Origin of the sequence: Streptomyces sp. NPDC047014 (assembly GCF_040644195.1) — a bacterium.
GTDB lineage: Bacteria > Actinomycetota > Actinomycetes > Streptomycetales > Streptomycetaceae > Streptomyces.
Window position 1 is genome coordinate 22,450 of record NZ_JBEYVX010000038.1, and the last position, 25,762, is coordinate 48,211.

A 25,762-nucleotide genomic window follows, 5' to 3' on the forward strand; every position below is an offset into this window, starting at 1 on the left:
GGGCCCGCCGCTCCAGCCCGGCGGGCGTTTGAGGCGCGGGGGTCCGGGGGCGGCGCCCCCGCAACGGCGCGGCACCGGCGACCGGGCCGGTGACCATGACCCGGCGGGTGACAATGACCCCGTGCTCCACGATCTCTTCCCGCCCGGGATCCAGCATGCCCTGGACCTCGCCGGCATCTTCGTCTTCGCCACCGCGGGCGCCCTGCTCGCCGTCCGCAAGAACTTCGACGTCTTCGGCATCGCCGTCCTCGCCCTGGTCACGGCCCTCGGCGGCGGCCTCTTCCGCGACCTCGTCATCGGCGCCGTCCCCCCGGCCGCCTTCGGCGAGCTCAGCTTCTTCGTCACCCCCCTGATCGCCGCCGCCCTCGTCTTCTTCCTGCACCCCGAGGTCCAGCGGATCAACCGCGCCATCAACGTCTTCGACGCCGCCGGCCTCGGCCTGTTCTGCGTGACCGGCACCACCAAGGCGTACGAGTACGGCCTCGGCCTCACCGCCTCCGCCGCGCTCGGCCTGGCCACGGCCGTCGGCGGCGGCGTCCTGCGCGACGTGCTCGCCAACGAGGTCCCCTCGCTGCTGCGCGACCGCGAGATGTACGCCGTGCCCGCCGTCATCGGCGCCGCCATGGTCGCCGTCTTCATCGGCCTGGACGCCCTGAACGCCGTCACCACCGCCCTGGCGATCGTGACCACCTTCGTTCTGCGGCTCCTCGCCATGCGCTACCACTGGCGGGCCCCGCTGGCCTGGAACCGCCGCTCGGCCGTGGCCGAAGAGCCCTGAGCAAAGAAAGCTACCGCTTAGTAGCACGCGGATGTATCGTCGTTCCATGTCATACGCAGCCGCCCAGGCATCCATCGGCGACAGTGAGTTCGACCGTGACACCCGCATCGCCGAGCGCGCGGACGAGCCCGGCGTCTACGACGCGGAACTCTCCGCCGGCTGGACGATCATCGCCGCGGTCAACGGCGGCTACCTGCTGGCCCTGGTCGGCCGGGCCCTGGCCGCGGCCCTGCCGCACCCGGACCCCTTCACGGTCTCCGCGCACTACCTGACCTCCTCCGTGCCCGGCCCCGCCGTGATCCGCACCGAGGTGGTCCGCGTCGGCCGCACCCTCTCCACCGGCCAGGCGTCGCTGTTCCAGTTCGACGCGAACGGCCACGAGGTGGAGCGCATCCGCGTCCTCGCCTCCTACGGCGACCTCGCCGCCCTCCCCGACGACGTGCGCACGGTCGCCACCCCGCCCGTCATGCCCTCCTACGAGGACTGCATCGGCCCCGAGGCCGGCCCGGCCCCGATCCCCGGCAGCTCCGCCATCGTGGACCGGCTGCGGCTGCGCCTGGATCCGGCCACCGCGGGCTGGGCCGTCGGCGCCCCCTCCGGCAAGGGCGAGATGCGCGCCTGGTTCGAGCTGGCCGACGGCCGCGACGCCGACCCGCTGTCCATGCTGCTCGCCGTGGACGCGCTGCCGCCCACCGCCTTCGACCTCGGCCTCGTCGCCTGGACCCCGACGGTCGAGCTCACCACCCACATCCGCCGCCGCCCCGCCCCGGGCCCGCTGCGGATCTCCATCACCACCCGCAACCTGGCCGGCGGCTTCCTGGAGGAGGACGCCGAGGTCTGGGACTCCACCGACCACCTGGTCGCCCAGTCCCGCCAGCTGGCCCGCGCCCTGCGCCCCGCCTGACCCGCCGCGGCGGGAGCCCGGCCCGCCGCGCGGGCCGGGACCGGCGGGCTCGTAGAATCGGGGGATCATGGCCTACCTCGACCACGCCGCAACCACCCCGATGCTGCCGGAGGCCGCTGCGGCGATGACCGCGCAGTTCGCCGCCACCGGCAACGCCTCCTCACTGCACGCCGCCGGCCGCCGGGCCCGCCGTACCGTCGAGGAGGCCCGGGAAGCCTTCGCCGAGGCCGTCGGCGCCCGCCCCAGCGAGGTGGTCTTCACCGCCGGCGGCACCGAGTCCGACAACCTCGCCGTCAAGGGCCTCTACTGGGCCCGCCACGACGCCGACCCCGCCCGCACCCGCGTCCTCGCCAGCCCCGTCGAGCACCACGCCGTGCTCGACGCGGTGCACTGGCTCGCCGAGCACGAGGGCGCGCGCGTCGAATACCTGCCCGTCGACCGGTACGGGCGCGTGCACGCCGACGCCTTCCGGGAGGCCGTCGCACGCAACCCCGACGACATCGCCCTGGCCACCGTCATGTGGGCCAACAACGAGATCGGCACCGTCATGCCGGTCCACGAGCTCGCCGCCATCGCCCGCGAGGCCGGGATCCCGCTGCACTCCGACGCCGTCCAGGCGTTCGGGCAGCTCGACGTCCGCTTCGGGGACAGCGGCCTGGCCGCCATGACCGTCAGCGGCCACAAGGTCGGCGGCCCCTACGGCATCGGCGCGCTGCTCCTCGGCCGTGACCAGAGCCCCGTACCCGTCCTGCACGGGGGCGGGCAGGAGCGGCACGTCCGCTCCGGCACCCTGGACGTGCCGGCCGTCGCCGCCTTCGCCGTCGCCGCCGTGCTCGCCGCCGAGCGGCGCGAGCGGTTCGCCGCGGAGATCGGCGCGCTGCGCGACGAGCTCATCGCCGCCGTCCGCGCGGCCGTGCCCGACGCCGTCCTCGGGGGAGACCCCACGGAGCGGCTGCCGGCCAACGCCCATTTCAGCTTCCCCGGCTGCGAGGGCGACTCCCTGCTGCTCCTGCTCGACGCCCAGGGCATCGAGTGCTCCACCGGATCCGCCTGCACCGCGGGCGTCGCCCAGCCCAGCCATGTCCTGCTCGCGGCCGGCACCGATCCGCGGCTGGCCCGCGGCACCCTGCGCTTCTCCCTCGGCCACACCTCCACCAAGGAGGACGTCGAAGCCCTGGCCGCCGCCATCGGCCCGGCGGTCGAACGCGCCCGGACGGCCGGCCTCAGCTGACCGGCTGACCATCCGACCGGTGGAACGGTCCGGGAGGCTCAGGCCGGAGCGGCCAGGGCCTCCCGGACCATGCGTATGTAGCGGTCCCAGTCCCAGTGGCCGCCGGGATCCGTGTGGTCGGCGCCCGGCACCTCGGAATGGCCGACGATGTGCGTCCGGTCCGCGGGGAACCCGTAGCGCCGGCAGACATCCGCCGCCAGCCGCGCCGACGCCGCGTACATCGCGTCGGTGAAGTCCTTCGGCCGGTCCACGAAGCCCACGTGCTCGATGCCGACACTGCGCTCGTTCATCGAGCGGTTGCCCGCGTGGTACGCCACGTCCAGCTCGCGCACCATCTGCTCCACATGGCCGTCCCCGCGCACGATGTAGTGCGCCGACGCCTTGTGCCAAGGATTCCGGAAAGCGTCCACCGAGGACTGGAATCCGCCCTGTGTGACATGCACGACGATCCGGTCCACCCGGTAGTCCTCGGGCCGGTCGGCCCGCCGCCAGTTCGCCGGGGAGGCCGCGGTCCAGCCCACCCCCGCGTGGTCCGTCTCGCCCTCCTTGCGCGGCTTGGAGACCCCCGGCAGCAGCCACCAGCCCCGTCTGATCTCGTCCCGGCCCGCGACCGCCGCCGCCGCGGCCAGGCCGAGGCCGCCGAACAGCACCGCCCTGCGCGTGCGGCTCCCCGGCTTCGGTCCCGCGTTCCCCTGCTCGGTCATGTGATCCACCCCCTGACCCGACAACGCGCTGTGACCCCGCGCGGTTCCCCCGTACCCTGGGAAGCGCTATGACTCAGAACCTGCCGCGCACCGACCGCCCCCTCCGCGTCCTGGCCGCCATGTCCGGCGGTGTGGACTCCGCCGTCGCCGCCGCCCGCGCGGTCGAAGCCGGGCACGAGGTGACCGGCGTACATCTGGCGCTGTCCGCGAACCCGCAGTCCTTCCGGACCGGCGCCCGCGGCTGCTGCACCATCGAGGACTCCCGCGACGCCCGCCGCGCGGCCGACGTCATCGGCATCCCCTTCTACTGCTGGGACCTCGCCGAGCGCTTCCGCGAGGACGTCGTCGAGGACTTCGTCGCCGAGTACGAGGCCGGGCGCACCCCGAACCCCTGCCTGCGCTGCAACGAGAAGATCAAGTTCGCGGCGCTGCTGGACAAGGCGCTCGCCCTCGGCTTCGACGCGGTCTGCACCGGCCACTACGCCACCGTCGTGGAGAACCCCGACGGCACCCGCGAGCTGCACCGCGCCTCCGACATGGCCAAGGACCAGTCCTACGTGCTCGGCGTCCTCGACGAGAAGCAGCTCGCGCACGCGCTCTTCCCGCTCGGCGACACCGTCACCACCAAGGACGAGATCCGCGCCGAGGCCGAGCGCCGGGGCCTCGCCGTGGCCAAGAAGCCCGACAGCCACGACATCTGCTTCATCGCGGACGGCGACACCCAGGGCTTCCTCGCCCAGCGCCTCGGCACCGCCGAGGGCGACATCGTCGACGAGGCCGGCACCAAGGTCGGCACCCACGAGGGCGCCTACGGCTTCACCATCGGCCAGCGCAAGGGCCTGCGCATCGGCCACCCCGCCGCCGACGGCAAGCCGCGCTACGTGCTCGACATCTCGCCGGTGAACAACACCGTCACCGTCGGCCCCGTCGAGGCGCTCGACGTCACCGCGCTCACCGCGATCCGCCCGCGCTGGTGCGGGGCCCGGGCCGCGGAGCCCGGTACGTACACCGCGCAGCTGCGCGCCCACGGCGGCGAGACCGAGGTCTTCGCCGAGCTCGTGGACGGCGAGCTGCGGGTCTCCTTCACCGAACCGGTCCGCGGCGTGGCCCCCGGCCAGGCGATCGTGCTCTACGACGGCACCCGCGTGGTCGGCTCCGCCACCATCGCGACGACCACCCGCGCGGCCGCCGCCTCCGTCTGAGGGCGGGCGGCGGCGGGCGGCGCGTCGCCCCGGGCTCAGACCACCGTCAGGACGATCTTGCCGGTGGTGCGGCCCTGCTCGCCGATCTCGTGGGCCCGGGCGGCCTCCGCCAGCGGGAGCACGGTCTCCACCAGCGGCTTGAGCAGCCCCTTGTCCGCGAGCTCCGCGATCGCCTCCAGGCCCTTGGGGTCGGGCTCGACCAGCACCCAGGAGGCGTGCACCGCGTCGACCCCGGACGGCACCGAGTCCGGGCCGGGCAGCGAGACCAGGTGCCCGCCGGGCCGGAGCACCTTCAGCGAGCGCTCGGCGGTGTCCCCGCCCAGCGCGTCCAGGACGACGTCGACGTCCGCGACGGCCTCCGCGAAGTCCGCCGAGCGGTAGTCGATCAGCTCGTCGGCGCCCAGCTCGCGCAGCACCTCGTGCTTGGCCGCGCTCGCGGTGCCGATCACGTACGCCCCGCGCGCCTTGGCGATCTGCACCGCCAGGTGGCCGACGCCGCCGGCCGCGGCGTGCACCAGCACCCGCTGCCCGGCGGTGACCCCGGCCGTGTCCACCAGGGCCTGCCAGGCGGTGAGCGCCGCCAGCGGCAGGGCCGCCGCCTGTACGTGGTCGAGGGAGGCCGGCTTGCGGGCGAAATGCCGGGCCGGGGCCACCACGTACTCGGCGTAGGCGCCCGCCTGCCGCGGGAAGTGCGGCATGCCGTACACCTCGTCGCCGGGGGCCCACAGGGTCACGCCGGGGCCGACGGCCTCGACGGTGCCGGAGACGTCCCAGCCGACGATCGGGGTCTCGCCCCACGTGATCAGGGCGCCGCTGGCCCGGGTCTTCCAGTCCACCGGGTTGACGCCGGCCGCGTGGACCCGGACCAGGACCTCGCCCAGACCGGGCTCGGGCCGGTCGATCTCCCGCTCGACCAGGTTCTCCGGGCCGCCCCACTCGTTCACGACGATCGCGCGCATGTTCCGTCCGCCTCTTTCATCCGGGTGTGTCCGCCTCCGGGTCGTTTCCCGGTGACGTGTCTCAGATTCGGGGACGGCGTACGCTCATGGTATTGGCCGTTTGGCCACTATGTGACAGGATCTGGCCATGAGTGAGACGCGGGACGACAGCACCGGGGGCGGCAGACCCACGCCCCGCCCCGGGCGCGGTACGGACGGCCGGCACCTGGTCGCCGTACTGGCCCTGCCCGGCTTCCCGCCCTTCGAGCTCGGGATCCCCTCCCGGGTCTTCGGCAGCGCCGTGGACGAGGACGGGGCCGCGCTCTACGAGGTCGTCGTCTGCACCGCCGACGGCGGGCCCGTGCTCAGCGACTCCGGCTTCACCCTCCAGCCCGCCGCCGGGCCGGAAGCCCTCACCGCCGCCGACACCGTGATCGTCCCGCCCACCCACGCCATGCCCGAACTGGCCCTCGGCGGGCCCCTGCCGCCCGCCGTCGCCGCGGCCGTCGCCGGGATCCGGCCCGGCACCCGGCTGGTCTCGATCTGCTCCGGCTCCTACGTGCTCGCCGCCGCGGGCCTGCTCGACGACCGGCCCGCCACCACGCACTGGAACCTCGCCCAGGAGTTCCGCCGGGCCTACCCCCGGGTCCGCGTCGACGAGGACGTCCTCTTCGTGGACGACGGCGACGTTCTCACCTCGGCCGGGGTCTCCTCCGGCGTCGACCTGTGCCTGCACCTGATCCGCCGCGACCACGGCGCGGCCGTCACCAACCGGGCCGCCCGCATGTGCGTCGTACCGCCCTGGCGCGACGGCGGGCAGGCCCAGTACATCGACCGGCCCGTGCCGGAGCCCACCGTGGCCACCACCACCGCCACCCGCGCCTGGGCCCTGGAACGCCTCGCCGGCCCCATCAGCCTCAACGAGCTGGCCGCGCACGCCCGGATGAGCCTGCGCACCTTCACCCGGCGCTTCCGCGACGAGGTCGGCATGACCCCCGTGCAGTGGCTCACCGCCCAGCGCCTCGAAGTCGCCCGCGGCCTGCTCGAATCCAGCGACCTCCCCGTCGACCTGGTCGCCCACCGCTCCGGCTTCGGCTCGGCGAACTCCCTGCGCCAGCACATGCGCGCCTCCCTCGGCGTCTCCCCGATCGCCTACCGCCGCACCTTCCAGCCGCACGCGGCGGCATGACCCCGGAGGTAATCGCCCCCGCGCCCCCGCCCTGCCAGGATCGGACCAACGGCCGCTACCGGCGGGCCGGTTGACACCGACAGGGGAGCAGACCATGACCGCCTACGCCATAGCCCACCTCCGCCCCGCGGCGATGAACGAGGACATCCTCGGCTACATCGAGACCATCCAGTCCACGATGGACCCCCACGAAGGCCGCTTCCTCGTGCACGGTCAGGAGGCCGAGGTCCTGGAGGGCCCCTTCCCCGGCACCGTGGTCGTCATCGCCTTCCCGGACATGGCACGGGCCCGCGCCTGGTACACCTCGGACGCCTACCAGGCCATCCTCCCGCTCCGCACCCGCCACATCCCGGGCGAGGCCATCCTCATCGAGGGCGTCCCCGCCGACTACGACCCCGCCCGGACGGCGGCCTCCCTGCGCGCCGCGTCCGGACTCTGACGGCCCCCCGGGCCTGTGCCCCCGGGCCGCCCGCGACCTGCGAGCATGGGCGGTATGGCTACTCATCTGATCACCGGTGCCGGGTCCGGTATCGGCGCTGCCGTCGCCGCTCGGCTGCACGCCCGGGGCGACGAGCTCGTCCTCCTCGCCCGTGACGCCGCACGCGGCAAGCAGCTCGTCGAGCGGTACCCCGGGGCGCGGGCCCTCGTGGGGGACCTCGCCGATCCCGACCGGCTGTCCTGGGCCTTCTCGAAGCAGGCCGTCCCGGAGCGCATCGACTCGCTGCTGCACATCGCCGGGATCGTCGACCTCGGGCCGGTGGGGGAGCTGCGGCCGAAGACCTGGCACCAGCAGCTCAACGTCAACCTCATCGCCCCCGCCGAGGTGACCCGGCTGCTGCTGCCCACCCTGCGGGCCTCCCGGGCCACCGTCGTCTTCGTGAACTCCGGCGCCGGCCTCACCGCCCACGCCGACTGGAGCGCCTACGCCGCCTCCAAGCACGGGCTCAAGGCCCTCGCCGACTCGCTGCGCGCCGAGGAGCGGGCCCACGGCATCCGGGTCACCTCCGTGTACCCCGGCCGCACCGCCAGCCCGATGCAGGCCAAGGTGCACTCGCAGGAGGGCAAGGAGTACGACCCGGCCGCCTGGATCGACCCCGAGTCCGTCGCGACCACCGTCGTCATGGCCCTCGACCTGCCCCGCGACGCCGAGGTCAACGACCTCTCCGTGCGGCCCGGCCGGTGAGCGCCGCCGCGACCGGTGTCGGCTCGCTGCCCGGCGGCGACGCCCGCGAGGCCGCGAAGACGGCGACCGGCTCCTTCGAGGACTTCCCGTACCTGCCCGAGCTGCCCGCGCGCGGCCCCGGCGCGGACATGATCGGCCGTTCCCTCGGGCTGCTGGTCGACCTGTACGCCCACGTCGAGCCCAGCGGCTGGCGGATCAGCGACCGGCCCGGCCGGGACACCCGCCGGGCCCGTTCCTGGCTCGGGGAGGACCTGGACGCCCTGGAGGAGTTCACCCAGGGCTACACCGGCAGGCTCAAGCTCCAGGCCGTCGGGCCCTGGACCCTGGCCACCGCCCTGGAACTGCACGGCGGCGAGGCCGTGCTCCAGGACCCCGGCGCCTGCCGGGACCTGGCCGCCTCCCTGGCCGAGGGCCTGCGCGCGCACCTCGCGGACGTCCGCCGGCGCGTCCCCGGCGCCGAGATCGTGCTCCAGTACGACGAGCCCTCGCTCACCGCCGTGCTGCGCGGCCGGGTCCGCTCCGCGAGCGGCTACCGCACCTACCGGGCCGTCGACCGGCAGGTCGTCGAGGGCACCCTGCGCGAGGCGTTCGCCGTCCACGACGGCGAGGTGATCGTGCACTCCTGCGCGCCCGAGGTCCCCTTCGGACTGCTCCGGCGGGCGGGCGCCGCCGGCGTCTCGTTCGATTTCTCCCTGCTCACCGAGCGCGAGGACGAGGCCCTCGGCGAGGCCGTCGAGGGCGGGACGAAACTCTTCGCCGGAGTGGTGCCCGGCACCGATGCCCCGTTGTCGGACCCGGGCGGTAGCGTCATGGGTGTCAGGAAGCTCTGGCGCAGGCTGGGCCTGGCCCCGGGGACCCTCGCGGGGTCCGTCGTGGTCACCCCGTCGTGCGGCCTGGCGGGCGCCTCGCCCGCCTACGCGCGCGCGGTGCAGGCCCATTGCGTCAGAGCGGCGAGGTCGCTCGCCGACAACCCTGAGTGACGGACGAGACGGGTCACGGGAGGAACGGCATGGCAGCCGAACAGCAGGACATGGCAGTACCGGCGGCGGTGCGCGAGCAGCACCAGCTGCTGGCCGAGCAGGTCGAGGAGCACCGCTTCCGGTACTACGTGAACGACCAGCCGGTCGTCAGCGACGCCGAGTTCGACAGGCTGCTGCGCTCCCTGGAGGCCCTGGAGGACCAGTACGCGGAGCTGCGCACCCCCGATTCGCCCACCCAGAAGGTGGCCGGGGCGTATGAGACGGACTTCGCCTCCGTGCAGCACCGCGAGCGCATGCTCTCCCTCGACAACGCCTTCGACGACGAGGAACTGGCCGCCTGGGCCGAGCGCGTGGCCCGCGATGTGAACACCTCGGACTACCACTACCTCTGCGAGCTCAAGGTGGACGGCCTCGCCGTCAACCTCACCTACGAGAAGGGCCGCCTGACCCGCGCGGCCACCCGCGGCGACGGCCGCACCGGCGAGGACATCACGCCCAACGTCCGCACCATCGCGGAGATCCCGGACCGCCTCGCGGGGGACCGGATCCCGGACCTCGTCGAGATCCGCGGCGAGGTCTACTTCCCGATGGAGAAGTTCGAGGAGCTGAACGCCCGGCTCGTCGCCGCCGAGGGCAAGCCCTTCGCCAACCCGCGCAACGCCGCAGCCGGTTCGCTGCGCCAGAAGGACCCGAAGGTCACGGCGAGCCGCCCGCTGCACATGGTGGTGCACGGCATCGGCGCCCGCGAGGGCTTCGAGATCGAGCGCCAGTCGCAGGCGTACGAGCTGCTGCGCGAGTGGGGCCTGCCCACCGCCCGGCACAACAAGGTGGTCTCCTCCCTCGCGGAGGTACGGGAGTTCATCGCGGGGTTCGGTGAGAACCGGCACTCCGTGGAGCACGAGATCGACGGGGTCGTCGTCAAGCTCGACGAGGTCGCGCTCCAGGGGCGGCTGGGCTCCACGGCGCGCGCGCCGCGCTGGGCCATCGCCTGGAAGTACGCCCCCGAGGAGGTCAACACCAAGCTGATCGACATCAAGGTCGGCGTGGGGCGCACCGGGCGCGTGACCCCGTTCGCGCAGGTGGAGCCGGTGACGGTGGCGGGCTCCGAGGTGGAGTTCGCGACCTTGCACAACCAGGAGGTCGTCAAGGCCAAGGGCGTGCTCATCGGGGACACGGTGGTGCTGCGCAAGGCCGGTGACGTCATCCCCGAGATCCTGGGCCCGGTGGTGGACCTCCGGGACGGCACCGAGCGCGAGTTCGAGATGCCGTCGGAGTGCCCGGCCTGCGGGACGGCGCTGCGGCCCATGAAGGAGGGGGACATCGATGTCCGCTGCCCCAACGGGCAGACCTGCCCGGCCCAGTTGCGCGAGCGGCTGTTCTACCTCGGCGGCCGGCAGTCCCTGGACATCGAGCACTTCGGCATGGTGGCGGCGGCCGCGCTGACCGCCCCGCTGGAGCCGGCGCAGCCGCCCCTGCTCGACGAGGGCGATCTCTTCGGCCTGACCATCGAGCAGCTGCTGCCGATCAAGGCGTACGTCCTGGACCAGGACAGCGGTCTGCCCAAGCGCGATCCGAAGACCGGCGAGGAGAAGGTCGTCACGGTCTTCGCCAACCAGAAGGGCGAGCCGAAGAAGAACGCCCTGGCGATGCTGGAGAACATCGCCGCGGCCAAGACGCGCCCGCTCGCCCGGGTCATCAACGGCCTGTCCATCCGCCACGTCGGCCCCGTCGCGGCCGAGGCCCTGGCGCGCGAGTTCCGGTCGATCGCGGCGATCGAGGCGGCCACCGAGGAGCAGCTGACCGCCACCGACGGGGTCGGCGCGATCATCGCCGCCTCCCTCAAGGAGTGGTTCGCCGTCGACTGGCACCAGGAGATCCTGCGCAAGTGGCGGGAGGCCGGGGTGCGGATGGAGGAGGAAGGTTCCGCCGAGGAGCAGGGCCCGCGGCCGCTGGAGGGGCTGACCGTGGTCGTCACCGGCACTTTGCAGAGCCACACGCGCGACGGCGCGAAGGAGGCCCTGCAGAGCCGCGGCGCCAAGGTGACCGGATCCGTGTCGAAGAAGACCTCCTTCGTCGTGGTCGGCGACAACCCGGGCTCGAAGTACGACAAGGCCGTGCAGCTGAAACTGCCCGTCCTGGACGACGCCGGCTTCGCGGTGCTGCTGGAGCAGGGCCCGGACGCGGCGAGAGAGGCCGCCCTTCCGGTGGATGGCGGGGCGGCGGAGGAGTAGTACACACAGGGGCGATGCCCGCGGGGGAGTGGCGAAGGCGAACGGATGCGTGGCGTGCGGCCGTACGGGCGGGCGCACGCCAGGCGCGGCGGGCGGTGGTAAACGGCCGGTACAAGGCTGTTGCCGGGGCGGTGACCTGTCGGATCATCGGAGGGGTGACGGGGGGTCCTGGTCCAAACTCACCCGTTCGGCGGATACCGTACTGATGAGGATGGCTGGGTCGCATTCGGGCAACCACTGCCGACCGCTGCCCCTGGGAGCCTCCCGCGTCCTACTGTTGAGGCGTGCGCCTGTCGTGCGCGGCTGCAGGATGCGATCTCGGCCGTGGTGACACGACACCGGGGCCATCGCGTGACATCGGCATCGCCGGCTGTGAGAGGTACGGGCATGAAACCCACCGAAAGCGCCGACCCGTCACCCGAATTCGGCGGGGATCCCCCCTCCATGCGGGCGGGCAGGTTCGGGCTGCTGGGTGCCAGGACACCGGAGACCACCCGGCCGGTCGACACCGGCGAGGGCGGGCAGGGACGGCGCGGAGTGCTGCCCTTCCTCGTGGTCGGGCTCGCGCTGGCGGTCCTCGTCACCGGCGTCGTGTCCGCCCTGAACGACCGTCAGGCCCTGTTCCCCGGCGGCCCGGTCGGCTGGGCCCTGGCCCTCCTCACCGGCATCATCGTCGGCCACCTCGTCGCGCTGGGCCGCGACCGCTGGTGGGGCGGCACCGGATCGGGCGCGGCCCTCACCCTCGGCGTCCTCATCCTCTACGGCTGGGTGCCCGCGGGCCTGGTCTCGCTGGCCGTGGTCTCCCTCGTCGGGGCCGCGCGCCGGCACCGCTGGCGGCAGGGCCTGCTGCACGGCTCCGTCGACATCCTCGGCATCGGCGCCGGCGCCCTCGTCCTCGCCACCTTCGGCGAGACCCCCACCGTCGAAGCCCCCTGGCTGCCCACCACCTGGGGCCTGGACGCCGTCCCCGAGATCGTCTTCGTCGCCGTCGCCTACCTGGTCTCCACCCGCCTGCTGCTGTGGATCGCCCTCGCCCCGCGCGGGGCCGGCCTGCCCAGCGTCGCCCGCACCGCCCTGCTCCGGCAGGCGTTAGTGGCCGTCGCGCTGCTCGGTATCGCACCCCTCATCGGCGTCGTCGCGATCACCCTGCCCGTCCTGCTGCCGCTGTTCGCCGTGCCGCTGATCGCCCTGGACTCCACCCTGTGGATCGCCCGCGCCCGCGCCGAGGAGCAGCTCCGCGACCCGCTGACCGGGCTGCCGAACCGGCAGTGGCTGCTGGAGCGCGCCTGGTCCGCCCTGGACGAGGCTGAACGTTTGGGCAGCCGCGCCGCGCTCGTGCTGATCGACCTGGACCGCTTCCGCGCCGTCAACGACACCCTGGGCCACCTGGCCGGGGACCGGCTGCTGCTCCAGATCGCCGACCGGCTGCGCCAGGCCCTCCCCGAGGACGCCGAGGCCGCCCGGCTCGGCGGTGACGAGTTCGCCGTCCTGCTGCCCGTGGCCGACTCCACCACCAGCGCCCAGCGCATCGCCCGTCACCTCGTGGCCGAGCTCAGCTCCCCGCTGGACCTGGACGGGCTCACCCTCGTCCTGGAGGCCAGCGCCGGCCTCGCCGTCTTCCCCGACCACGCGCTCGACGCCGAGGGGCTGCTGCGGCGCGCCGACGTCGCCATGTACCAGGCCAAGCGCGACCGTACGGGCGTGGAGGTGTACGAGTCCAAGCGGGACAGCAACACCCCCGACCGCCTGGGACTGCTCGGGGATCTCCGCAGAGCCCTGGACGCCGGCGAAGTGGAACTGCACTACCAGCCCAAGGTCCGCTTCGACGGGCAGGTCGCCGGGCTGGAGGCCCTGGTGCGCTGGGTGCATCCGGAGCGCGGCCGGGTCCCCCCGGACGAGTTCATCGCGATCGCCGAGACCTCCGGGCTGATGCCGCATCTGACCGAGTACGTACTGGAGACCGCGCTCGCCCAGGTGGCGCGCTGGCGGGCCCAGGGGCTCAAGGTCCCGGTCGCCGTCAACGTCTCGCCGCGCGATGTCCACACCCCCGGCTTCGCGGGCGCCGTCGCCGCGCGCCTCGCCCGGCACGGGGTCCCCGCCAGCGGTCTCCAGCTGGAGATAACGGAGCACGTCCTGCTGGAGGACCCCCAGCGGGCCGCGGACACCATGGCCGGGCTCACCGGGCACGGCGTGAAGATGTCCCTGGACGACTTCGGCACCGGCTACTCCTCGCTGGTCCACCTGCGCCGCCTGCCGGTCAGCGAGTTGAAGATCGACCGCTCGTTCGTGGGCCGGCTGGCCGTCGACACCCAGGACGCGGAGATCGTCCGCTGCACGGTGGACCTCGCGCACTCGCTGGGCCTGCTGGTCGTCGCCGAGGGCGTCGAGGACGACGAGACCTGGGAGCGCCTGCGGGACCTGGGCTGCGACGCCGTCCAGGGCTGGCTGGTGGCCGCCGCCATGCCGCCGCAGGAGGCCACCGCCTGGCTGCTGGCCCGCGGCGAGCGCGGCTGGCGCCGCCCGGCGGACATCACGGCGGAGCTGGCGGCGGCCGAGGCCGACGCGGTCTGACCCGGCCTCCGGCCCCGCCGGGGCTCCGCGCGGGGGTGCGGTTCGGGCCATGCCCCAAACCGTTTCGCAGGCCGCCCGCCCCGCCCCATAGGATTGAGCCCGAAACTACACATCCACCCACCCCCAGAGGATCGCTGCATGCCTGGCATTACGCGCGAGGAGGTCGTCCACCTCGCTCGGCTGGCGCGCCTTGAGCTGTCCAGCAACGAGCTGGATCACTTCGCCGGACAGCTCGACGACATCATCGGCGCGGTCGCCCGCGTCTCCGAGGTCGCCGACCAAGACGTCCCGCCGACCTCCCACCCGCTGCCGCTGACCAACGTCATGCGCGCGGACGAGGTCCGTCCGTCGCTCACCCCCGAGCAGGCGCTCTCCGGTGCTCCCGCCCAGGAGCAGCAGCGTTTCAAGGTGCCGCAGATCCTGGGGGAGGACTAACAGCCATGGTCGACATCATCAAGCTCACGGCCGCCGAGACCGCCGAGAAGATCGCCTCCGGCGAGCTCACGGCCGTCGAGGTGACCGAGGCCCACCTGGCCCGCATCGACGCCACCGACGAGAAGGTCAACGCCTTCCTGCACGTGGACCGCGAGGGTGCCCTCGCCCAGGCCCGCGCCGTCGACGCCAAGCGCGAGGCCGGCGAGAAGCTGGGCCCGCTGGCGGGCGTACCGCTGGCCCTCAAGGACATCTTCACCACCGTCGGGGTCCCGACCACCGTCGGCTCGAAGATCCTCGAAGGCTGGATCCCGCCCTACGACGCCACCCTGACGCGCAAGCTCAAGGAAGCCGACGTCGTCATCCTCGGCAAGACCAACATGGACGAGTTCGCCATGGGGTCCTCCACCGAGAACAGCGCCTACGGCCCCACCGGCAACCCCTGGGACCTCACCCGGATCCCCGGCGGCTCCGGCGGCGGCTCCGCGGCGGCCCTCGCCGCCTTCCAGGCCCCGCTCGCCATCGGCACGGACACCGGCGGTTCCATCCGCCAGCCCGCCGCCGTCACCGGCACCGTCGGCGTGAAGCCCACGTACGGCGGTGTCTCCCGCTACGGCATGGTCGCCTTCTCCTCCTCCCTCGACCAGGGCGGCCCGTGCGCCCGTACGGTCCTGGACGCGGCCCTGCTGCACGAGGTGATCGCCGGCCACGACCCGCTCGACTCCACCTCCATCGACGCCCCGGTCCCGCCGGTCGTCGAGGCCGCCCGCAACGGCTCCGTCGCCGGGATGCGCGTCGGTGTGGTCAAGCAGTTCGCCGGCGAGGGCTACCAGGCCGGTGTCGTCCAGCGCTTCAACGAGTCGGTGGAGCTCCTCAAGGAGCTCGGCGCCGAGATCGTCGAGCTGGACTGCCCCTCCTTCGACCTCGCGATGGCCGCGTACTACCTGATCGCGCCCTCCGAGTGCTCCTCGAACCTGGCCCGCTTCGACGCCATGCGCTACGGCCTGCGCGTCGGCGACGACGGCACCAAGTCCGCCGAGGACGTCACCGCCCTGACCCGCGAGGCCGGCTTCGGCGACGAGGTCAAGCGCCGCATCATCCTCGGCACGTACGCGCTCAGCTCCGGCTACTACGACGCGTACTACGGCTCCGCCCAGAAGGTCCGCACGCTCATCAGCAAGGACTTCGAGAAGTCCTTCGAGCGGGTCGACGTCATCGTCTCACCGACGACCCCGACCACCGCCTTCCCGATCGGTGAGCGCACCGACGACCCCCTCGCGATGTACCTCGCGGACCTGTGCACCATCCCGACCAACCTGGCCGGCAACTCCGCCATGTCGCTGCCCTGCGGCCTGGCCCCGGAGGACGGTCTCCCGGTCGGGCTCCAGATCATCGCCCCCGCGATGAAGGACGACCGGCTCTACAAGGTCGGCGCCGCCGTCGAGGCCGCCTTCGTCGCCCGCTGGGGTCACCCGCTGCTTGAGGAGGCACCGTCGCTGTGAGCGCACTGACCAAGGCCAAGGGCTTCAAGAAGTCCAAGTCGGGCATGTACCTGTCCATCGGCACCACCGCCTTCGGCGCCATCAGCGTGATCAAGCAGGCCCGCATGGCCCGCTCCGAGAACGACACGCTCAAGCTCGTCGACGCCGTCGTGTCCGCCGCCGCCATCGCCACCGGCCTCGCGATCCTGTACCGCGAGCTCAAGCGTCTGGGCGACGACGACGTCCTGATGGGCTGAGAGGGAAGTTTTCACCGTGACCACCTTCACCGAACTGCTGTCGTACGAGGACGCCCTGGCCTCGTACGACCCCGTCATGGGCCTGGAGGTCCATGTCGAGCTCGGCACCAGGACCAAGATGTTCTGCGGCTGCTCCACCGAGCTGGGCGCCGAGCCCAACGCGCAGACCTGCCCGACCTGCCTCGGCCTGCCCGGCTCCCTCCCGGTCGTCAACGCGATCGGCGTCGAGTCCGCCATCAAGATCGGTCTCGCGCTGAACTGCGAGATCGCCGAGTGGTGCCGCTTCGCCCGGAAGAACTACTTCTATCCGGACATGCCGAAGAACTTCCAGACCTCCCAGTACGACGAGCCCATCGCCTTCAACGGCTACCTCGACGTGCAGCTGGAGGACGGCGAGATCTTCCGCGTGGAGATCGAGCGCGCCCACATGGAGGAGGACACCGGCAAGTCGCTGCACGTCGGCGGCGCCACCGGCCGTATCCACGGCGCGTCCCACTCCCTGCTGGACTACAACCGCGCGGGCATCCCGCTCATCGAGATCGTCACCAAGCCCATCGAGGGCGCGGGCGAGCGGGCCCCCGAGGTCGCCAAGGCGTACGTCGCCGAGCTGCGCGAGGTCATCAAGGCGCTCGGCGTCTCCGAGGCCCGCATGGACAAGGGCCAGATGCGCTGCGACGTGAACCTGTCGCTGCGCCCGAACGGCACCGAGAAGTTCGGCACCCGCTCGGAGACGAAGAACGTCAACTCGCTGCGCTCCGTCGAGCGCGCGGCGCGCTTCGAGATCCAGCGCCACGCGGCCGTGCTGTCCTCGGGCGGCTCGATCGTGCAGGAGACCCGGCACTTCCACGAGGAGGACGGCTCCACCACGGCCGGCCGCATCAAGGACAACGCCGAGGACTACCGCTACTTCCCCGAGCCGGACCTGGTCCCCGTGGCCCCGGCCCGCGCCTGGGTGGAGGAGCTGCGCGGCGGTCTGCCCGAGATGCCGCGCGTGCGCCGCAACCGGCTCCGCGAGGAGTGGGGCGTCAACGAGCACGACATGCAGTCGATCCTCAACGCGGGCGCGGTGGACTCCATCGTCGCCACCATCGAGGCGGGCGCCGACTCGGCCGCCGCGCGCAAGTGGTGGATGGGCGAGCTGGCCCGCAACGCCAACGAGCAGGGCGTCGTCGTCGACGAGCTGCCGATCACCCCGGCGCAGGTGGCCCGGGTCGCGGCGCTCGTCGCGGCCGGCGACCTGAACGACAAGCTGGCCCGCCAGGTCATCGAGGGCGTGCTCGCCGGGGAGGGCACCCCGGACGAGGTCGTCGACAAGCGCGGCCTCAAGGTCGTCTCGGACGAGGGCGCGCTCGGCGCGGCCGTGGACGAGGCCATCGCGGGCAACGCGGGGATCGCCGACAAGATCCGCGGCGGCAAGATCGCCGCGGTGGGCGCCCTGGTCGGCGCGGTCATGAAGACCACCCGGGGCCAGGCCGACGCGGCACGCGTCAAGGAGCTCATCCTGGAGAAGCTGGGCGTCAGCGAGGGCTGATCCCCCGCTCCCGGTTGTCGTACGAGGGCCCCGCACCCCGGGTGGTGCGGGGCCCTCGGCATGTCCGGCGTGCCCTCGGGGAGCCGGGCCGTCAGCGCGTGAGCACCGGCGCGGCGAGAACGGCGCCGGGCGGTGACTTCCTCAGTGGGGCGGGGCGCCGAGGAAGGCCAGCCGGGCCTTCTTCGCCGGGATATGGACCTCGGGGAGGTCGATCTCCGGCAGTTCCACCTCGGGGCCGAGCACGAAGCCCGTGCGCTCCAGCCGGGCGATGGCCTTCGCGTTGCGGGAGTCGGGCTCCGCGACCACCCGCCGGGTGGCCGGGTCGGAGAAGACGAAGGCGAGGAAGGCGGTCATCAGGCCGCCGCTGAAACCGCGCTGCGGGGCGCCCTCGATCGGCCCGATCAGCAGGTGCACGCCGACATCCCCGGGCAGCACCTCGTAGCACTCGCCGACCCGGTCCTCGGCGCAGTCGTACGTCTGGAACAGCGCGACCGGCTCGCCCTCCAGGCGGACGAGGAACGCGTGGTGCGTGGTGCGGCGGTCGAGGTCCTCGTAGATCTCCTGGACCAGCTCGCGGCTGACCCCGGCCATGCCCCAGAACCGCGCCCGCTCCTGAGTCACCCACCCGTGGATCAGGGCGGAGTCGGCGGCCGGGTCGACGGGGGAGACGGTGACCTCGCCGAAGCCCTCCACGAGGTGGGTGTACACGGCCTCGGCCGCGCCGGCGGGGGGTGTCATGCCGACTCCTTCGTGAGGCGGGCCCAGTCCGTGACGACGGGGACCAGTTCGCATCGCGCCCACAGGGGCAGCTGGTCCCGGTGGTGCGGGCTGCCGGTGACCCCGTCGGCGCCCAGCGGCACGGCCCACAGGCTGTCCTCGCGGCGGGCGAGGTCCCAGACGTAGCGGGCGGCCGAGGCGCGGGCGGTGAGGTCGGTGAAGCCGGGGACCGAGGAGCTGGCGTTGACGCAGTCGTGGTCGCCGCCCAGGCCGGGCCACTCGGGCGCGTCCGCGTCGGGCAGGGCCTGCCAGGGGGTCAGGCGGTGCACCTGCGACCACGGGGCGTCGAGGGTGCCGGCCGCGGCCGTCTCCTCCAGCGCGGCGCGGACGTGCGCGGCCCGGTCCAGCTCCGGGACGAGGGAGCTGGTGAGCAGGCCCTCCAGGGCGTAGCCGATCTTCGGGAGCAGGTACTGCCAGGGGTGGAAGACGTCCGGGCCGGGGGGCGTGCCCCACAGGCCGGTGAAGACGGGATCGGCGGCGAGCCGCCGGACGGTCGCGGTCCGGAAGGCCGCGAAGACGGTGGCGTCGGCGCTGTCCGCCTCCATCCGCCGGTCCCAGCCGAGCAGCCGGGTACGCAGCTCCCGCGCGGCCGACGTCAGGTCCTCGAAGCCGGGCAGCAGGGCGAGCAGCGGCTCGGCCGAGGCCAGGTAGGTGTCCCGGTGTACGTCGGCCATCGCCTTCGGGGACCAGTCCGCGGAGCCGCTGAGCAGCTCGCGGATGCGGTCGGCGCGGTGCGGGGGCGCGAACTCCACGCCGAGCGGGGAGGCGATCCCGCGCGCGTTCGCCATGACGGCGAAGCCCTGCACGGGCTCGGCGGGGGTCGGGGCCCAGCCCTGCCAGGCGTGCCGCGGCTCCCAGGCGGGCACCGGGCGCAGCCGGTTGAGGGGGTCGCGCAGCGGGACCACCCCGGCCACGCGGTGCAGCAGCCCGCCCTCGGTGTCGGCGGCGTGCACGACGTTGACCGGCTCGGCCCAGCCGTCGAGGGCGCGGTCGATGTCGGCGACGGTACGGGCGCGCAGCAGCGCGGGCAGCACGGCGAAGCCGAGGTCGCGGCGGACGCGGGGCGGGTAGCGCAGGGAGAGGGTCTGCGGGCTGCCCCCGCTGCCGCCGATGCCGTCGGTGCCGTCCGCGTCGGTGCCGTCCGCGGCGGTGCCGGGGTCGCCGTCCGCGTCGATGATCACGGGGCCGCGGGCGGTCTCCAGGACCTCCACCTCGACGTCCTCGCCGCCCGCCACGGTGATCGTCTCGGTGTGCCGGGAGACGGGCTCCCACACCCCGTCCGGGCCCAGCGCCTCGACGGGGGCGCCCGCACCGTCCGGGCCGCGGCGCAACTGCTCGACGTACAGGTCCTGGTAGTCGGACATGGCGTTGGTGATGGCCCAGGCGGCGCTGCCGGTGTGCCCGAAGTGGGCCAGGCCCGGGACGCCGGGGACGGCCAGGCCCAGTACGTCGTACTCCGGGCAGGAGAGGCGGATCTGCTGGTAGACGCCCGGGTCCTCGATGAAGCGGTGCGGGTCGCCCGCGATGATCGCCGCGCCGCTGGTGGTGCGGTCGCCCGGCACCATCCAGCCGTTGCTGCCGGCGATGCGGGGGCCGTCGGTGGCGAAGAGGGTCATGGTCTCGTCGCCGAGGGCGCGGGCCACGCGCTCGCGCCACAGCTTGGTGGGGAAGCCGGCGAAGAGGATGTGCGTGGCGACCCAGATCGCCAGCGGCACCCACGGCTCCCAGGGGGCGGGGACCAGGCCGGTGCGGGCGAAGCGCTCGTCGCGGGCGGCGCCGGCGGCCAGGCCCTCGTTGACGCCGTCCACATAGGCGCGCACCCAGGCGGCGGTGGCCGGGTCCTCGGCCTCCATGGCCTCGTAGCAGCGGCGGGCGGTGTCCGCGAGGCGGCTGCGGCGGGCGAAGCGGTCCCAGGTGACGGACTCCGCGCCGAGGAAGGAGGCGCTGGAGCCGGCGGCACGGTGGCGCTCGACCTCCAGCTGCCAGGCCCGGTCGAAGGCGGTGACCCGGCCCTGCGCGTGGACGAGCCGGAGCTCGTCCTCCGCACGCAGGTGGGGTATGCCCCACGGGTCGCGGAAGACGCCGTAGGATTCCGGGGTCCGCGCGTGGGGGCCGCCTTCGGCGCCCCCGGTGTCCGCGTTCGACTCCGGGTCGCTTCCGCTGCTCAGACTGCTCACGCTGCTCACACTCTCCCCGATGGCGCATTAGGTTAGGCTGACCTAACTATAGGCGCGTCAGGGGAGGGGTCGTACATGGCTGTCGGCAAGGGCTGGGAGGGCGTCGTCCTCAAGCTCCTTCGGGGCAAGGACTTCACGTTCACGGTCACGGGGGCGGAGGACGTCACGGACCACTACCGTCGCGTGCACTTCACGGACGGCGGGCTGCTGGCGGCGGTGGGCGATTCGCTGCACCCCACGATGTGGGTGCGGGTGTGGTTCCAGAACGCCGGCAAGCCGCACCAGCGCGCCTACACCCTCGTCGACCCGGACCCCGCAGCGGGCACCTTCTCCTTCGAGTTCGCCCTGCACGACGGCGCCGCCAGCGCCTGGGCGCGCGAGGCGGCGCCCGGCGACACGATCGAGGCCACGGTGCAGGGCACCGGCTACACCGCCCCAGCGCCCGCGCCGGAACGGCTCCTGGTCATCGGCGACTCCGCCTCCCTGCCGGCGGTCAACTCGCTGCTCGACTCCTTCCCGGACACCCCGGCGACCATCTGGTTCGAGACCCAGCACGCCTCGGACACGGGGCTGCCGGTACGGCTGGACGCGGACCGGCACGACATCCGCCGCGTGGAGCGCTCCGGTTCGGCCCTCACGGACCGGGTGCGCGCGGAACTGCCGGAGCTGATCGGCGCGGACGCGTCCTCGGCGTACGTCTGGCTGGCCTGCGACACGGCGACGACCCGCGACCTGACCTCGTACCTCCGCAAGGACCTCGGCCTGCCGAAGCAGCGGGTGAACGGCCTGGGGTACTGGCGGCCGAGCGCGGCCTAGTCGTAGCGGTGGGGCGGGGGCCTCGTGCTCCCGCCCCGGCTACGGGCGCGTCCAGACGTACGGGACCGTGGTGCCCAGGACCGCGAAGCCCAGGCGTTCCAGGATCGGGCGGCTGTCCTCCGAGGCGTCCACCTGGAGGTACGGGATGCCGAGGTCCGCCGCGATCCGCGCCCGGTGCGCCACCAGCAGGCGGTAGATGCCCCTGCCCCGCCATCCCGGCACCGTGCCGCCGCCCCACAGGCCCGCGAAGGCCGTCCCCGGACGCATCTCCATCCGGGCCGCGCTCACCGGCGTACCGCCCGCCATCGCGACCACCGCGGCGATCGTCTCCGGCTCGTCCCGCAGCCGGTCCAGCAGCGCCTGCCGGAGCCGCGGCCGCTCCCTGCCGAAGGCCCCGGTGTGGACCTCCGTCATCAGGTCCACGCCCGCCTCGTCGGTCACCACCCGCAGCGTGACCCCCGCCGGGGGGTCCAGCGGCAGCAGGGCCAGGTCGGCGGTGCGTCCCACCATCAGCGTCTCGGGCGGCTCCGGGACCAGACCCGCCGCCCGCAGCCGGGCCCCGAGGTCCGCGGGGCGGTCGTGGCCGTACAGCTTCCACTCGAACTCCGGGCAGCCGGTTCCGGAGAAGAAGGCCAGCTGCGCGGCTATCTCCGCGTCCGCGCTTTCTTCGTCGAGGTCCGACCAGAGCACGCCGTTCCACCCCGGCCCGGGGCTGCTCTGCCGCACCACCCGCCCCACCCGTTCCACGCGCGCCCCGGCGCCGTCCGGCTGCGCGGCCTCGCGCACCTCGGCGTCGTACCGGGTGCGGACCGCCGTCAGGTCATCCCCATCGATCGTCATCGCGCCAGCTCACCAGTGTCCGGAGGGCCGCCACAACTGCATTAGCCTCACGTCCGTGAACGACAGCCCCGCCTCTGTGAACGACAGCCTCACGTCCGTGAACCACAGCCCCGCCTCTGTGAACGACGACCTCGCCATCTACACCGGCAAGGCCGGCCCCGACGCCGCCGCCGACCGCGGCTGGCTCCTCGGCCATTTCAAGGACCCCGCCGACCTCCGCCACAGCGAGGACGTCGAGATCAAGTGGGGCGTCCACCCCAAGGGCGACGCCCGCGAGCGCTGGGCCACCGCCGAGAAGCGCGTCGCGCTGCTCGTCCTCATCAGCGGCCGCTTCCGGCTGGAGTTCCCGGGCCGGACCGTCGTCCTGGAGGAGCAGGGGGACTACGTGCTCTGGGGGCGCGGGGTCGACCACTCCTGGTACGCGGAGGAGGACGCCGTCGTCCTCACCGTGCGCTGGCCCTCCATTCCCGGCTACCGGGTGGACGAGCCGGAGGGGCCCGCCGCGGCCCTGTGACACTGCACACGAAACGGGCCGACGATCACCGAATGCTGGGATCGTGGGCCCGCGGTTCCTCCGCGGCCGGACGACGGGGCGACCCCCCCCCGCGCTGCCGGCCACGCCTTCACGAGTTCACGCGTTCTTTGCGACGGGCTGTCTCCCGGTAAAGATCCGAACCCACCAGGGAGCACGTCCGTTGGCAGAATTCGCGCGGTGGTGCATGCGCCACCGTCTCCTCGCCGTGCTGATCTGGCTGCTCGCCCTCGGCGGGACCGCGACGGCCGCGCTGACCGCCGGAACGGCCTTCTCCAACGACTACGAGGTCCCCGGCACCGAGTCCGGCCGGGCCAACGCCCTGCTGCGCGAGGGCTTCCACGGGCAGGGCGGCGACACCGACACCATCGTGTGGCGGGCCCCGGACGGGCAGACCGTACGCGCCCCCGACATCGAGCAGCGCATGAGCCGCGCGCTCGACTCCGTCGCCCAGCTCCCCGGCGTCGGCTCGGTCGCCGGACCCTACGGGCCGGACCCCCGGAGCGCCGCCCAGATCAGCCCCGACGGGCGCACCGCCTACGCGGTGGTCACCTTCGACAAGCTGGCCGACGCCGTGCCCAAGGCCCAGGCGGAGGCCGTGGTCGACACCGCGAAGAACGCCCGCACCGAAGCCGGCGGGCTCCAGGTCGAGCTGGGCGGTCGCGCCATCCAGCTCACCGAGGCCCCCACGGCCCACCTGGCCGAGGTCATCGGCGTGGCCGTCGCCGCCCTGGTGCTCTTCCTCGCCTTCGGCTCGCTCGCGGCGAGCCTGATACCCATCGCCACCGCCCTGGTCAGCGTGGGCACCGCCTACTTCGGCATCACCCTGCTCGGGCATGTGATGCCGGTGGCCGACTTCGCGCCGATGCTCGGCACCCTCGTCGGCCTCGGGGTCGGCATCGACTACGCGCTGTTCATCGTCACCCGGCACCGCAAGGGCCTCGCGCGGGGCCTGCCGGTGGAGGAGGCGGCCCTCAACGCCGTCGCCACCACCGGCCGCGCCGTCGTCTTCGCCGGCGCGACGGTCTGCATCGCGCTGCTCGGCATGCTGGTGCTGCGGCTGAACTTCCTCAACGGCGTGGCCGTCGCCGCCTCCGTGACGGTGGTGCTGACCGTCGCCGCCTCGGTGACGCTGCTGCCCGCGCTCCTCTCGTACATCGGCATGCGCGCCCTCTCCGGGCGCGAGCGCCGCCGGCTCGCCGCCGAGGGGCCGCGGCCCGAGAAGACCTCCGGCTTCGCCGCCCGCTGGTCCGGCTTCGTCGAGCGCCACCCCAAGCTGCTCGGCGCCCTCGCCACCCTCGTCATGGTGGTGCTGGCCCTGCCGACGCTCTCCCTCCACCTGGGCACCTCCGACCAGGGCAACAACCCCGCCACCTCCACCACCCGGCAGGCGTACGACCTGCTGGCCGAGGGCTTCGGGCCCGGCAGCAACGGCCCGCTCGCCGTCGTGGCCCGGCTGGACGACGCCGCCGACCGGTACGCGGTGGACCGCCTCGGGGAGGTCCTGCGGACCACCGAGGGCGTGGCCTCCGTCGGCCCGGCCGTCGTCAACCGCGCCGGGGACACCGCCGTCCTGACCGTCGTACCGGAATCGGCCCCGCAGTCCCGGGCCACCAGCGACCTGGTCGACACCCTGCGCCAGGACGTGGTCCCGGGCGCGGTGCACGACAGCTCGATGGAGGTCCACGTCGGCGGTGTGACCGCCGCCTACGACGACTTCGCCGATGTCATCGTCGGGAAGCTGCCGCTCTTCGTCGCCGTGGTCATCGCCCTCGGCTGCGTCCTGCTGCTGCTGGCCTTCCGCTCGATCGGCATCCCGCTCAAGGCGGCCGCGATGAACGTCGCCGCCGTCGCCTCCTCCTTCGGCGTCGTCGTGGTGATCTTCCAGTGGGGCTGGGGGAGCGAGCCGCTGGGCCTGGGCAGCGCCGGGCCCATCGAGCCCTTCCTGCCGGTGATCATGGTGTCGGTGCTCTTCGGCCTGTCGATGGACTACCAGGTCTTCCTCGTCAGCCGGATGTACGAGGAGTGGCTGGAGACCGGCGACAACAGGCGGGCCGTGCGCGTGGGCCTCGCCGAGACCAGCCGGGTCATCAACTCGGCGGCCGTGATCATGATCTCCGTCTTCCTCGCCTTCGTGCTCAGCGGGGACCGGATCATCGCGATGTTCGGCATCGCGCTCGCCGCGGCCGTGGCCCTCGACGCCTTCGTCCTGCGCACCCTCCTGGTCCCGGCCCTGATGCACATGCTCGGCGGCGCGAACTGGTGGCTGCCCGCCTGGCTCGACCGCCTGCTGCCCAAGATCAGCATCGAGCCCCCGGACCGCGTCCCCCATGCGACACTTCCCGCACAGCGGCCCGGCGCGGCCGGCGCCACGAGCGAGGACGGCGCCGAGCCCGCCACCGCCTCCCGGTGACCGGCGACCCGCCGCACGAGCCCCAAGGAAGAAGCCGCATGTTCTCCATAGACCTGGCCGAAGGCGCCCAGCTGTTCCCGCTGGAGGCCCGGCACGCCGAGGAGTTCTTCGCGCACATCGAGCGCGGCCGCGAGTTCATCGGCCGGTACGTCGGCTTCCCCGACCGGTCCCCCGACGTGGAGGCGGCCCGGCAGCTGCTCGCGACCTACGCGGTGAAGGCCGGCGAGGACGGCGCGCGCTTCTTCGGTATCCGGCTCGACGGCACGCTGGTCGGCGGGGTCCTCTTCCCCGCCTTCGACGCGGCCACCGGGAACTGCGAGATCGGCTGCTGGCTGGAGCCCGCCGCCGCCGGCCGCGGCCTGGTCACCGCCGCCTGCCGGGTGCTGATCGACTACGCCTTCGGCGAGCGCGGCATGCACCGTGTCGAATGGCACGCCGCGACGGGCAACACGAAGAGCCTCGCCGTCGCCCAGCGCCTCGGCATGACCCGTGAGGGCGTCATGCGGCAGAACCACCTCCACCGGGGCGTCCGCCAGGACACCGAGGTCTGGTCGGTCCTCGCCCCGGAGTGGGCCGCGACCCGCTCCGCCTGAGC

At 73.4% G+C, this 25,762-nt stretch carries 22 protein-coding genes and 1 pseudogene; 18 read left to right on the plus strand and 5 right to left on the minus strand.

Annotation, left to right across the window (positions count from 1 at the left end; translation table 11 throughout):
* Positions 1–121 precede the first annotated feature (121 nt).
* From ABZ873_RS20765 to ABZ873_RS20775, 3 genes are all read left to right on the plus strand, one after another.
* The gene (locus ABZ873_RS20765) at positions 122–778 is read left to right on the plus strand and encodes a trimeric intracellular cation channel family protein (protein ID WP_360873945.1); all 657 of its coding nucleotides are present in this window, start codon (positions 122–124) and stop codon (positions 776–778) included.
* A gap of 46 nt (positions 779–824) precedes the next feature.
* Positions 825–1,682, plus strand: a complete 858-nt coding sequence (locus tag ABZ873_RS20770) for a thioesterase family protein (protein ID WP_360873948.1) — start codon at positions 825–827, stop codon at positions 1,680–1,682.
* Between the two features lie 67 nt (positions 1,683–1,749).
* Positions 1,750–2,913: a cysteine desulfurase family protein gene (locus ABZ873_RS20775; RefSeq protein WP_360873951.1), complete on the plus strand. Its 1,164-nt coding sequence runs from the start codon at positions 1,750–1,752 to the stop codon at positions 2,911–2,913.
* 38 nt (positions 2,914–2,951) lie between these two features.
* Here ABZ873_RS20775 and ABZ873_RS20780 read toward each other — a convergent pair whose 3' ends face one another.
* Entirely contained in the window at positions 2,952–3,617 is a 666-nt protein-coding gene (locus ABZ873_RS20780) for an N-acetylmuramoyl-L-alanine amidase (RefSeq protein ID WP_360873954.1), read from the minus strand.
* 68 nt (positions 3,618–3,685) lie between these two features.
* Here ABZ873_RS20780 and mnmA point away from each other — a divergent pair, with 68 nt between their 5' ends.
* Entirely contained in the window at positions 3,686–4,819 is a 1,134-nt protein-coding gene (gene mnmA, locus ABZ873_RS20785) for a tRNA 2-thiouridine(34) synthase MnmA (RefSeq protein ID WP_360873957.1), read from the plus strand.
* Between the two features lie 35 nt (positions 4,820–4,854).
* Here mnmA and ABZ873_RS20790 read toward each other — a convergent pair whose 3' ends face one another.
* Positions 4,855–5,778, minus strand: a complete 924-nt coding sequence (locus tag ABZ873_RS20790) for an NADP-dependent oxidoreductase (protein WP_360873960.1) — start codon at positions 5,776–5,778, stop codon at positions 4,855–4,857.
* A 127-nt stretch (positions 5,779–5,905) separates the two neighbouring features.
* Here ABZ873_RS20790 and ABZ873_RS20795 point away from each other — a divergent pair, with 127 nt between their 5' ends.
* The 10 genes and pseudogenes from ABZ873_RS20795 to gatB all read left to right on the plus strand — a co-directional run bounded on the left by ABZ873_RS20795 (position 5,906) and on the right by gatB (position 17,612).
* Positions 5,906–6,946 (plus strand): helix-turn-helix domain-containing protein, encoded by a 1,041-nt coding sequence (locus ABZ873_RS20795; RefSeq protein ID WP_360873963.1) that lies wholly within the window; start codon positions 5,906–5,908, stop codon positions 6,944–6,946.
* Positions 6,947–7,040: 94 nt separating this feature from the next.
* Positions 7,041–7,385: a DUF1330 domain-containing protein gene (locus ABZ873_RS20800; RefSeq protein WP_360873966.1), complete on the plus strand. Its 345-nt coding sequence runs from the start codon at positions 7,041–7,043 to the stop codon at positions 7,383–7,385.
* Between the two features lie 54 nt (positions 7,386–7,439).
* The gene (locus ABZ873_RS20805) at positions 7,440–8,129 is read left to right on the plus strand and encodes an SDR family oxidoreductase (protein WP_360873968.1); all 690 of its coding nucleotides are present in this window, start codon (positions 7,440–7,442) and stop codon (positions 8,127–8,129) included.
* Positions 8,126–9,109 carry a methionine synthase gene (locus ABZ873_RS20810; protein ID WP_360873971.1) on the plus strand — a complete coding sequence of 328 codons (984 nt, stop codon included), beginning with the start codon at positions 8,126–8,128 and terminating at the stop codon, positions 9,107–9,109. Before ABZ873_RS20805 ends, ABZ873_RS20810 begins: the two co-directional genes overlap by 4 nt.
* Positions 9,110–9,138: 29 nt before the next feature.
* A complete protein-coding gene (gene ligA / locus ABZ873_RS20815) occupies positions 9,139–11,340 on the plus strand; it encodes an NAD-dependent DNA ligase LigA (RefSeq protein ID WP_360873974.1) in 2,202 nt (733 codons plus the stop codon).
* Positions 11,341–11,955: 615 nt separating this feature from the next.
* Positions 11,956–13,911, plus strand: a pseudogene (locus tag ABZ873_RS20820) (EAL domain-containing protein); the annotation flags it as partial.
* A gap of 138 nt (positions 13,912–14,049) precedes the next feature.
* On the plus strand, positions 14,050–14,346 hold the full coding sequence (gene gatC, locus ABZ873_RS20825; protein WP_030030671.1) for an Asp-tRNA(Asn)/Glu-tRNA(Gln) amidotransferase subunit GatC: 297 nt from the start codon (positions 14,050–14,052) through the stop codon (positions 14,344–14,346).
* 5 nt (positions 14,347–14,351) lie between these two features.
* On the plus strand, positions 14,352–15,845 hold the full coding sequence (gatA, locus tag ABZ873_RS20830; RefSeq protein ID WP_360873977.1) for an Asp-tRNA(Asn)/Glu-tRNA(Gln) amidotransferase subunit GatA: 1,494 nt from the start codon (positions 14,352–14,354) through the stop codon (positions 15,843–15,845).
* A gap of 44 nt (positions 15,846–15,889) precedes the next feature.
* Positions 15,890–16,081, plus strand: coding sequence for a hypothetical protein (locus tag ABZ873_RS20835; protein WP_360874024.1), 192 nt, complete (start codon positions 15,890–15,892; stop codon positions 16,079–16,081).
* Between the two features lie 76 nt (positions 16,082–16,157).
* Positions 16,158–17,612, plus strand: a complete 1,455-nt coding sequence (gene gatB / locus ABZ873_RS20840; protein WP_360874027.1) for an Asp-tRNA(Asn)/Glu-tRNA(Gln) amidotransferase subunit GatB — start codon at positions 16,158–16,160, stop codon at positions 17,610–17,612.
* A 141-nt stretch (positions 17,613–17,753) separates the two neighbouring features.
* Here the strand turns inward: gatB and ABZ873_RS20845 are convergent, their stop codons facing one another.
* Entirely contained in the window at positions 17,754–18,350 is a 597-nt protein-coding gene (locus ABZ873_RS20845; RefSeq protein ID WP_360873980.1) for a GNAT family N-acetyltransferase, read from the minus strand.
* Complete coding sequence (locus ABZ873_RS20850) at positions 18,347–20,449, minus strand: penicillin acylase family protein (protein ID WP_360874030.1); 2,103 nt, start codon at positions 20,447–20,449, stop codon at positions 18,347–18,349. The genes ABZ873_RS20845 and ABZ873_RS20850 overlap by 4 nt, the downstream gene beginning before the upstream one ends.
* 192 nt (positions 20,450–20,641) lie before the next feature.
* On the opposite strand from ABZ873_RS20850, the gene ABZ873_RS20855 reads away from it, so the two are divergent.
* Positions 20,642–21,382: a siderophore-interacting protein gene (locus tag ABZ873_RS20855; protein WP_360873983.1), complete on the plus strand. Its 741-nt coding sequence runs from the start codon at positions 20,642–20,644 to the stop codon at positions 21,380–21,382.
* A 39-nt stretch (positions 21,383–21,421) separates the two neighbouring features.
* Here the strand turns inward: ABZ873_RS20855 and ABZ873_RS20860 are convergent, their stop codons facing one another.
* Complete coding sequence (locus ABZ873_RS20860) at positions 21,422–22,222, minus strand: GNAT family N-acetyltransferase (protein ID WP_360873986.1); 801 nt, start codon at positions 22,220–22,222, stop codon at positions 21,422–21,424.
* A 118-nt stretch (positions 22,223–22,340) separates the two neighbouring features.
* On the opposite strand from ABZ873_RS20860, the gene ABZ873_RS20865 reads away from it, so the two are divergent.
* The 3 genes from ABZ873_RS20865 (at position 22,341) to ABZ873_RS20875 (ending at position 25,760) form a co-directional block, all read left to right on the plus strand.
* The gene (locus ABZ873_RS20865) at positions 22,341–22,736 is read left to right on the plus strand and encodes a signal peptidase I (protein WP_360874033.1); all 396 of its coding nucleotides are present in this window, start codon (positions 22,341–22,343) and stop codon (positions 22,734–22,736) included.
* Between the two features lie 181 nt (positions 22,737–22,917).
* Positions 22,918–25,167 (plus strand): MMPL family transporter, encoded by a 2,250-nt coding sequence (locus tag ABZ873_RS20870; RefSeq protein WP_360873989.1) that lies wholly within the window; start codon positions 22,918–22,920, stop codon positions 25,165–25,167.
* Between the two features lie 38 nt (positions 25,168–25,205).
* Positions 25,206–25,760 (plus strand): GNAT family protein, encoded by a 555-nt coding sequence (locus ABZ873_RS20875; protein WP_360873992.1) that lies wholly within the window; start codon positions 25,206–25,208, stop codon positions 25,758–25,760.
* The last annotated feature ends 2 nt before the right edge of the window (positions 25,761–25,762 follow it).

Excerpts from the sequence above, each read along its gene's own strand:
- ABZ873_RS20770 (WP_360873948.1), top strand. The coding sequence starts at position 825 with ATGTCATACGCAGCCGCCCAGGCATCCATCGGCGACAGTGAGTTCGAC.
- ABZ873_RS20775 (WP_360873951.1), top strand. The coding sequence starts at position 1,750 with ATGGCCTACCTCGACCACGCCGCAACCACCCCGATGCTGCCGGAGGCC.
- ABZ873_RS20780 (WP_360873954.1), bottom strand. The coding sequence starts at position 3,617 with ATGACCGAGCAGGGGAACGCGGGACCGAAGCCGGGGAGCCGCACGCGC.
- mnmA (WP_360873957.1), top strand. The coding sequence starts at position 3,686 with ATGACTCAGAACCTGCCGCGCACCGACCGCCCCCTCCGCGTCCTGGCC.
- ABZ873_RS20790 (WP_360873960.1), bottom strand. The coding sequence starts at position 5,778 with ATGCGCGCGATCGTCGTGAACGAGTGGGGCGGCCCGGAGAACCTGGTC.
- ABZ873_RS20795 (WP_360873963.1), top strand. The coding sequence starts at position 5,906 with ATGAGTGAGACGCGGGACGACAGCACCGGGGGCGGCAGACCCACGCCC.
- ABZ873_RS20800 (WP_360873966.1), top strand. The coding sequence starts at position 7,041 with ATGACCGCCTACGCCATAGCCCACCTCCGCCCCGCGGCGATGAACGAG.
- ABZ873_RS20805 (WP_360873968.1), top strand. The coding sequence starts at position 7,440 with ATGGCTACTCATCTGATCACCGGTGCCGGGTCCGGTATCGGCGCTGCC.
- ligA (WP_360873974.1), top strand. The coding sequence starts at position 9,139 with ATGGCAGCCGAACAGCAGGACATGGCAGTACCGGCGGCGGTGCGCGAG.
- gatC (WP_030030671.1), top strand. The coding sequence starts at position 14,050 with ATGCCTGGCATTACGCGCGAGGAGGTCGTCCACCTCGCTCGGCTGGCG.
- gatA (WP_360873977.1), top strand. The coding sequence starts at position 14,352 with ATGGTCGACATCATCAAGCTCACGGCCGCCGAGACCGCCGAGAAGATC.
- ABZ873_RS20835 (WP_360874024.1), top strand. The coding sequence starts at position 15,890 with ATGTACCTGTCCATCGGCACCACCGCCTTCGGCGCCATCAGCGTGATC.
- gatB (WP_360874027.1), top strand. The coding sequence starts at position 16,158 with ATGGGCCTGGAGGTCCATGTCGAGCTCGGCACCAGGACCAAGATGTTC.
- ABZ873_RS20845 (WP_360873980.1), bottom strand. The coding sequence starts at position 18,350 with ATGACACCCCCCGCCGGCGCGGCCGAGGCCGTGTACACCCACCTCGTG.
- ABZ873_RS20855 (WP_360873983.1), top strand. The coding sequence starts at position 20,642 with ATGGCTGTCGGCAAGGGCTGGGAGGGCGTCGTCCTCAAGCTCCTTCGG.
- ABZ873_RS20860 (WP_360873986.1), bottom strand. The coding sequence starts at position 22,222 with ATGACGATCGATGGGGATGACCTGACGGCGGTCCGCACCCGGTACGAC.
- ABZ873_RS20875 (WP_360873992.1), top strand. The coding sequence starts at position 25,206 with ATGTTCTCCATAGACCTGGCCGAAGGCGCCCAGCTGTTCCCGCTGGAG.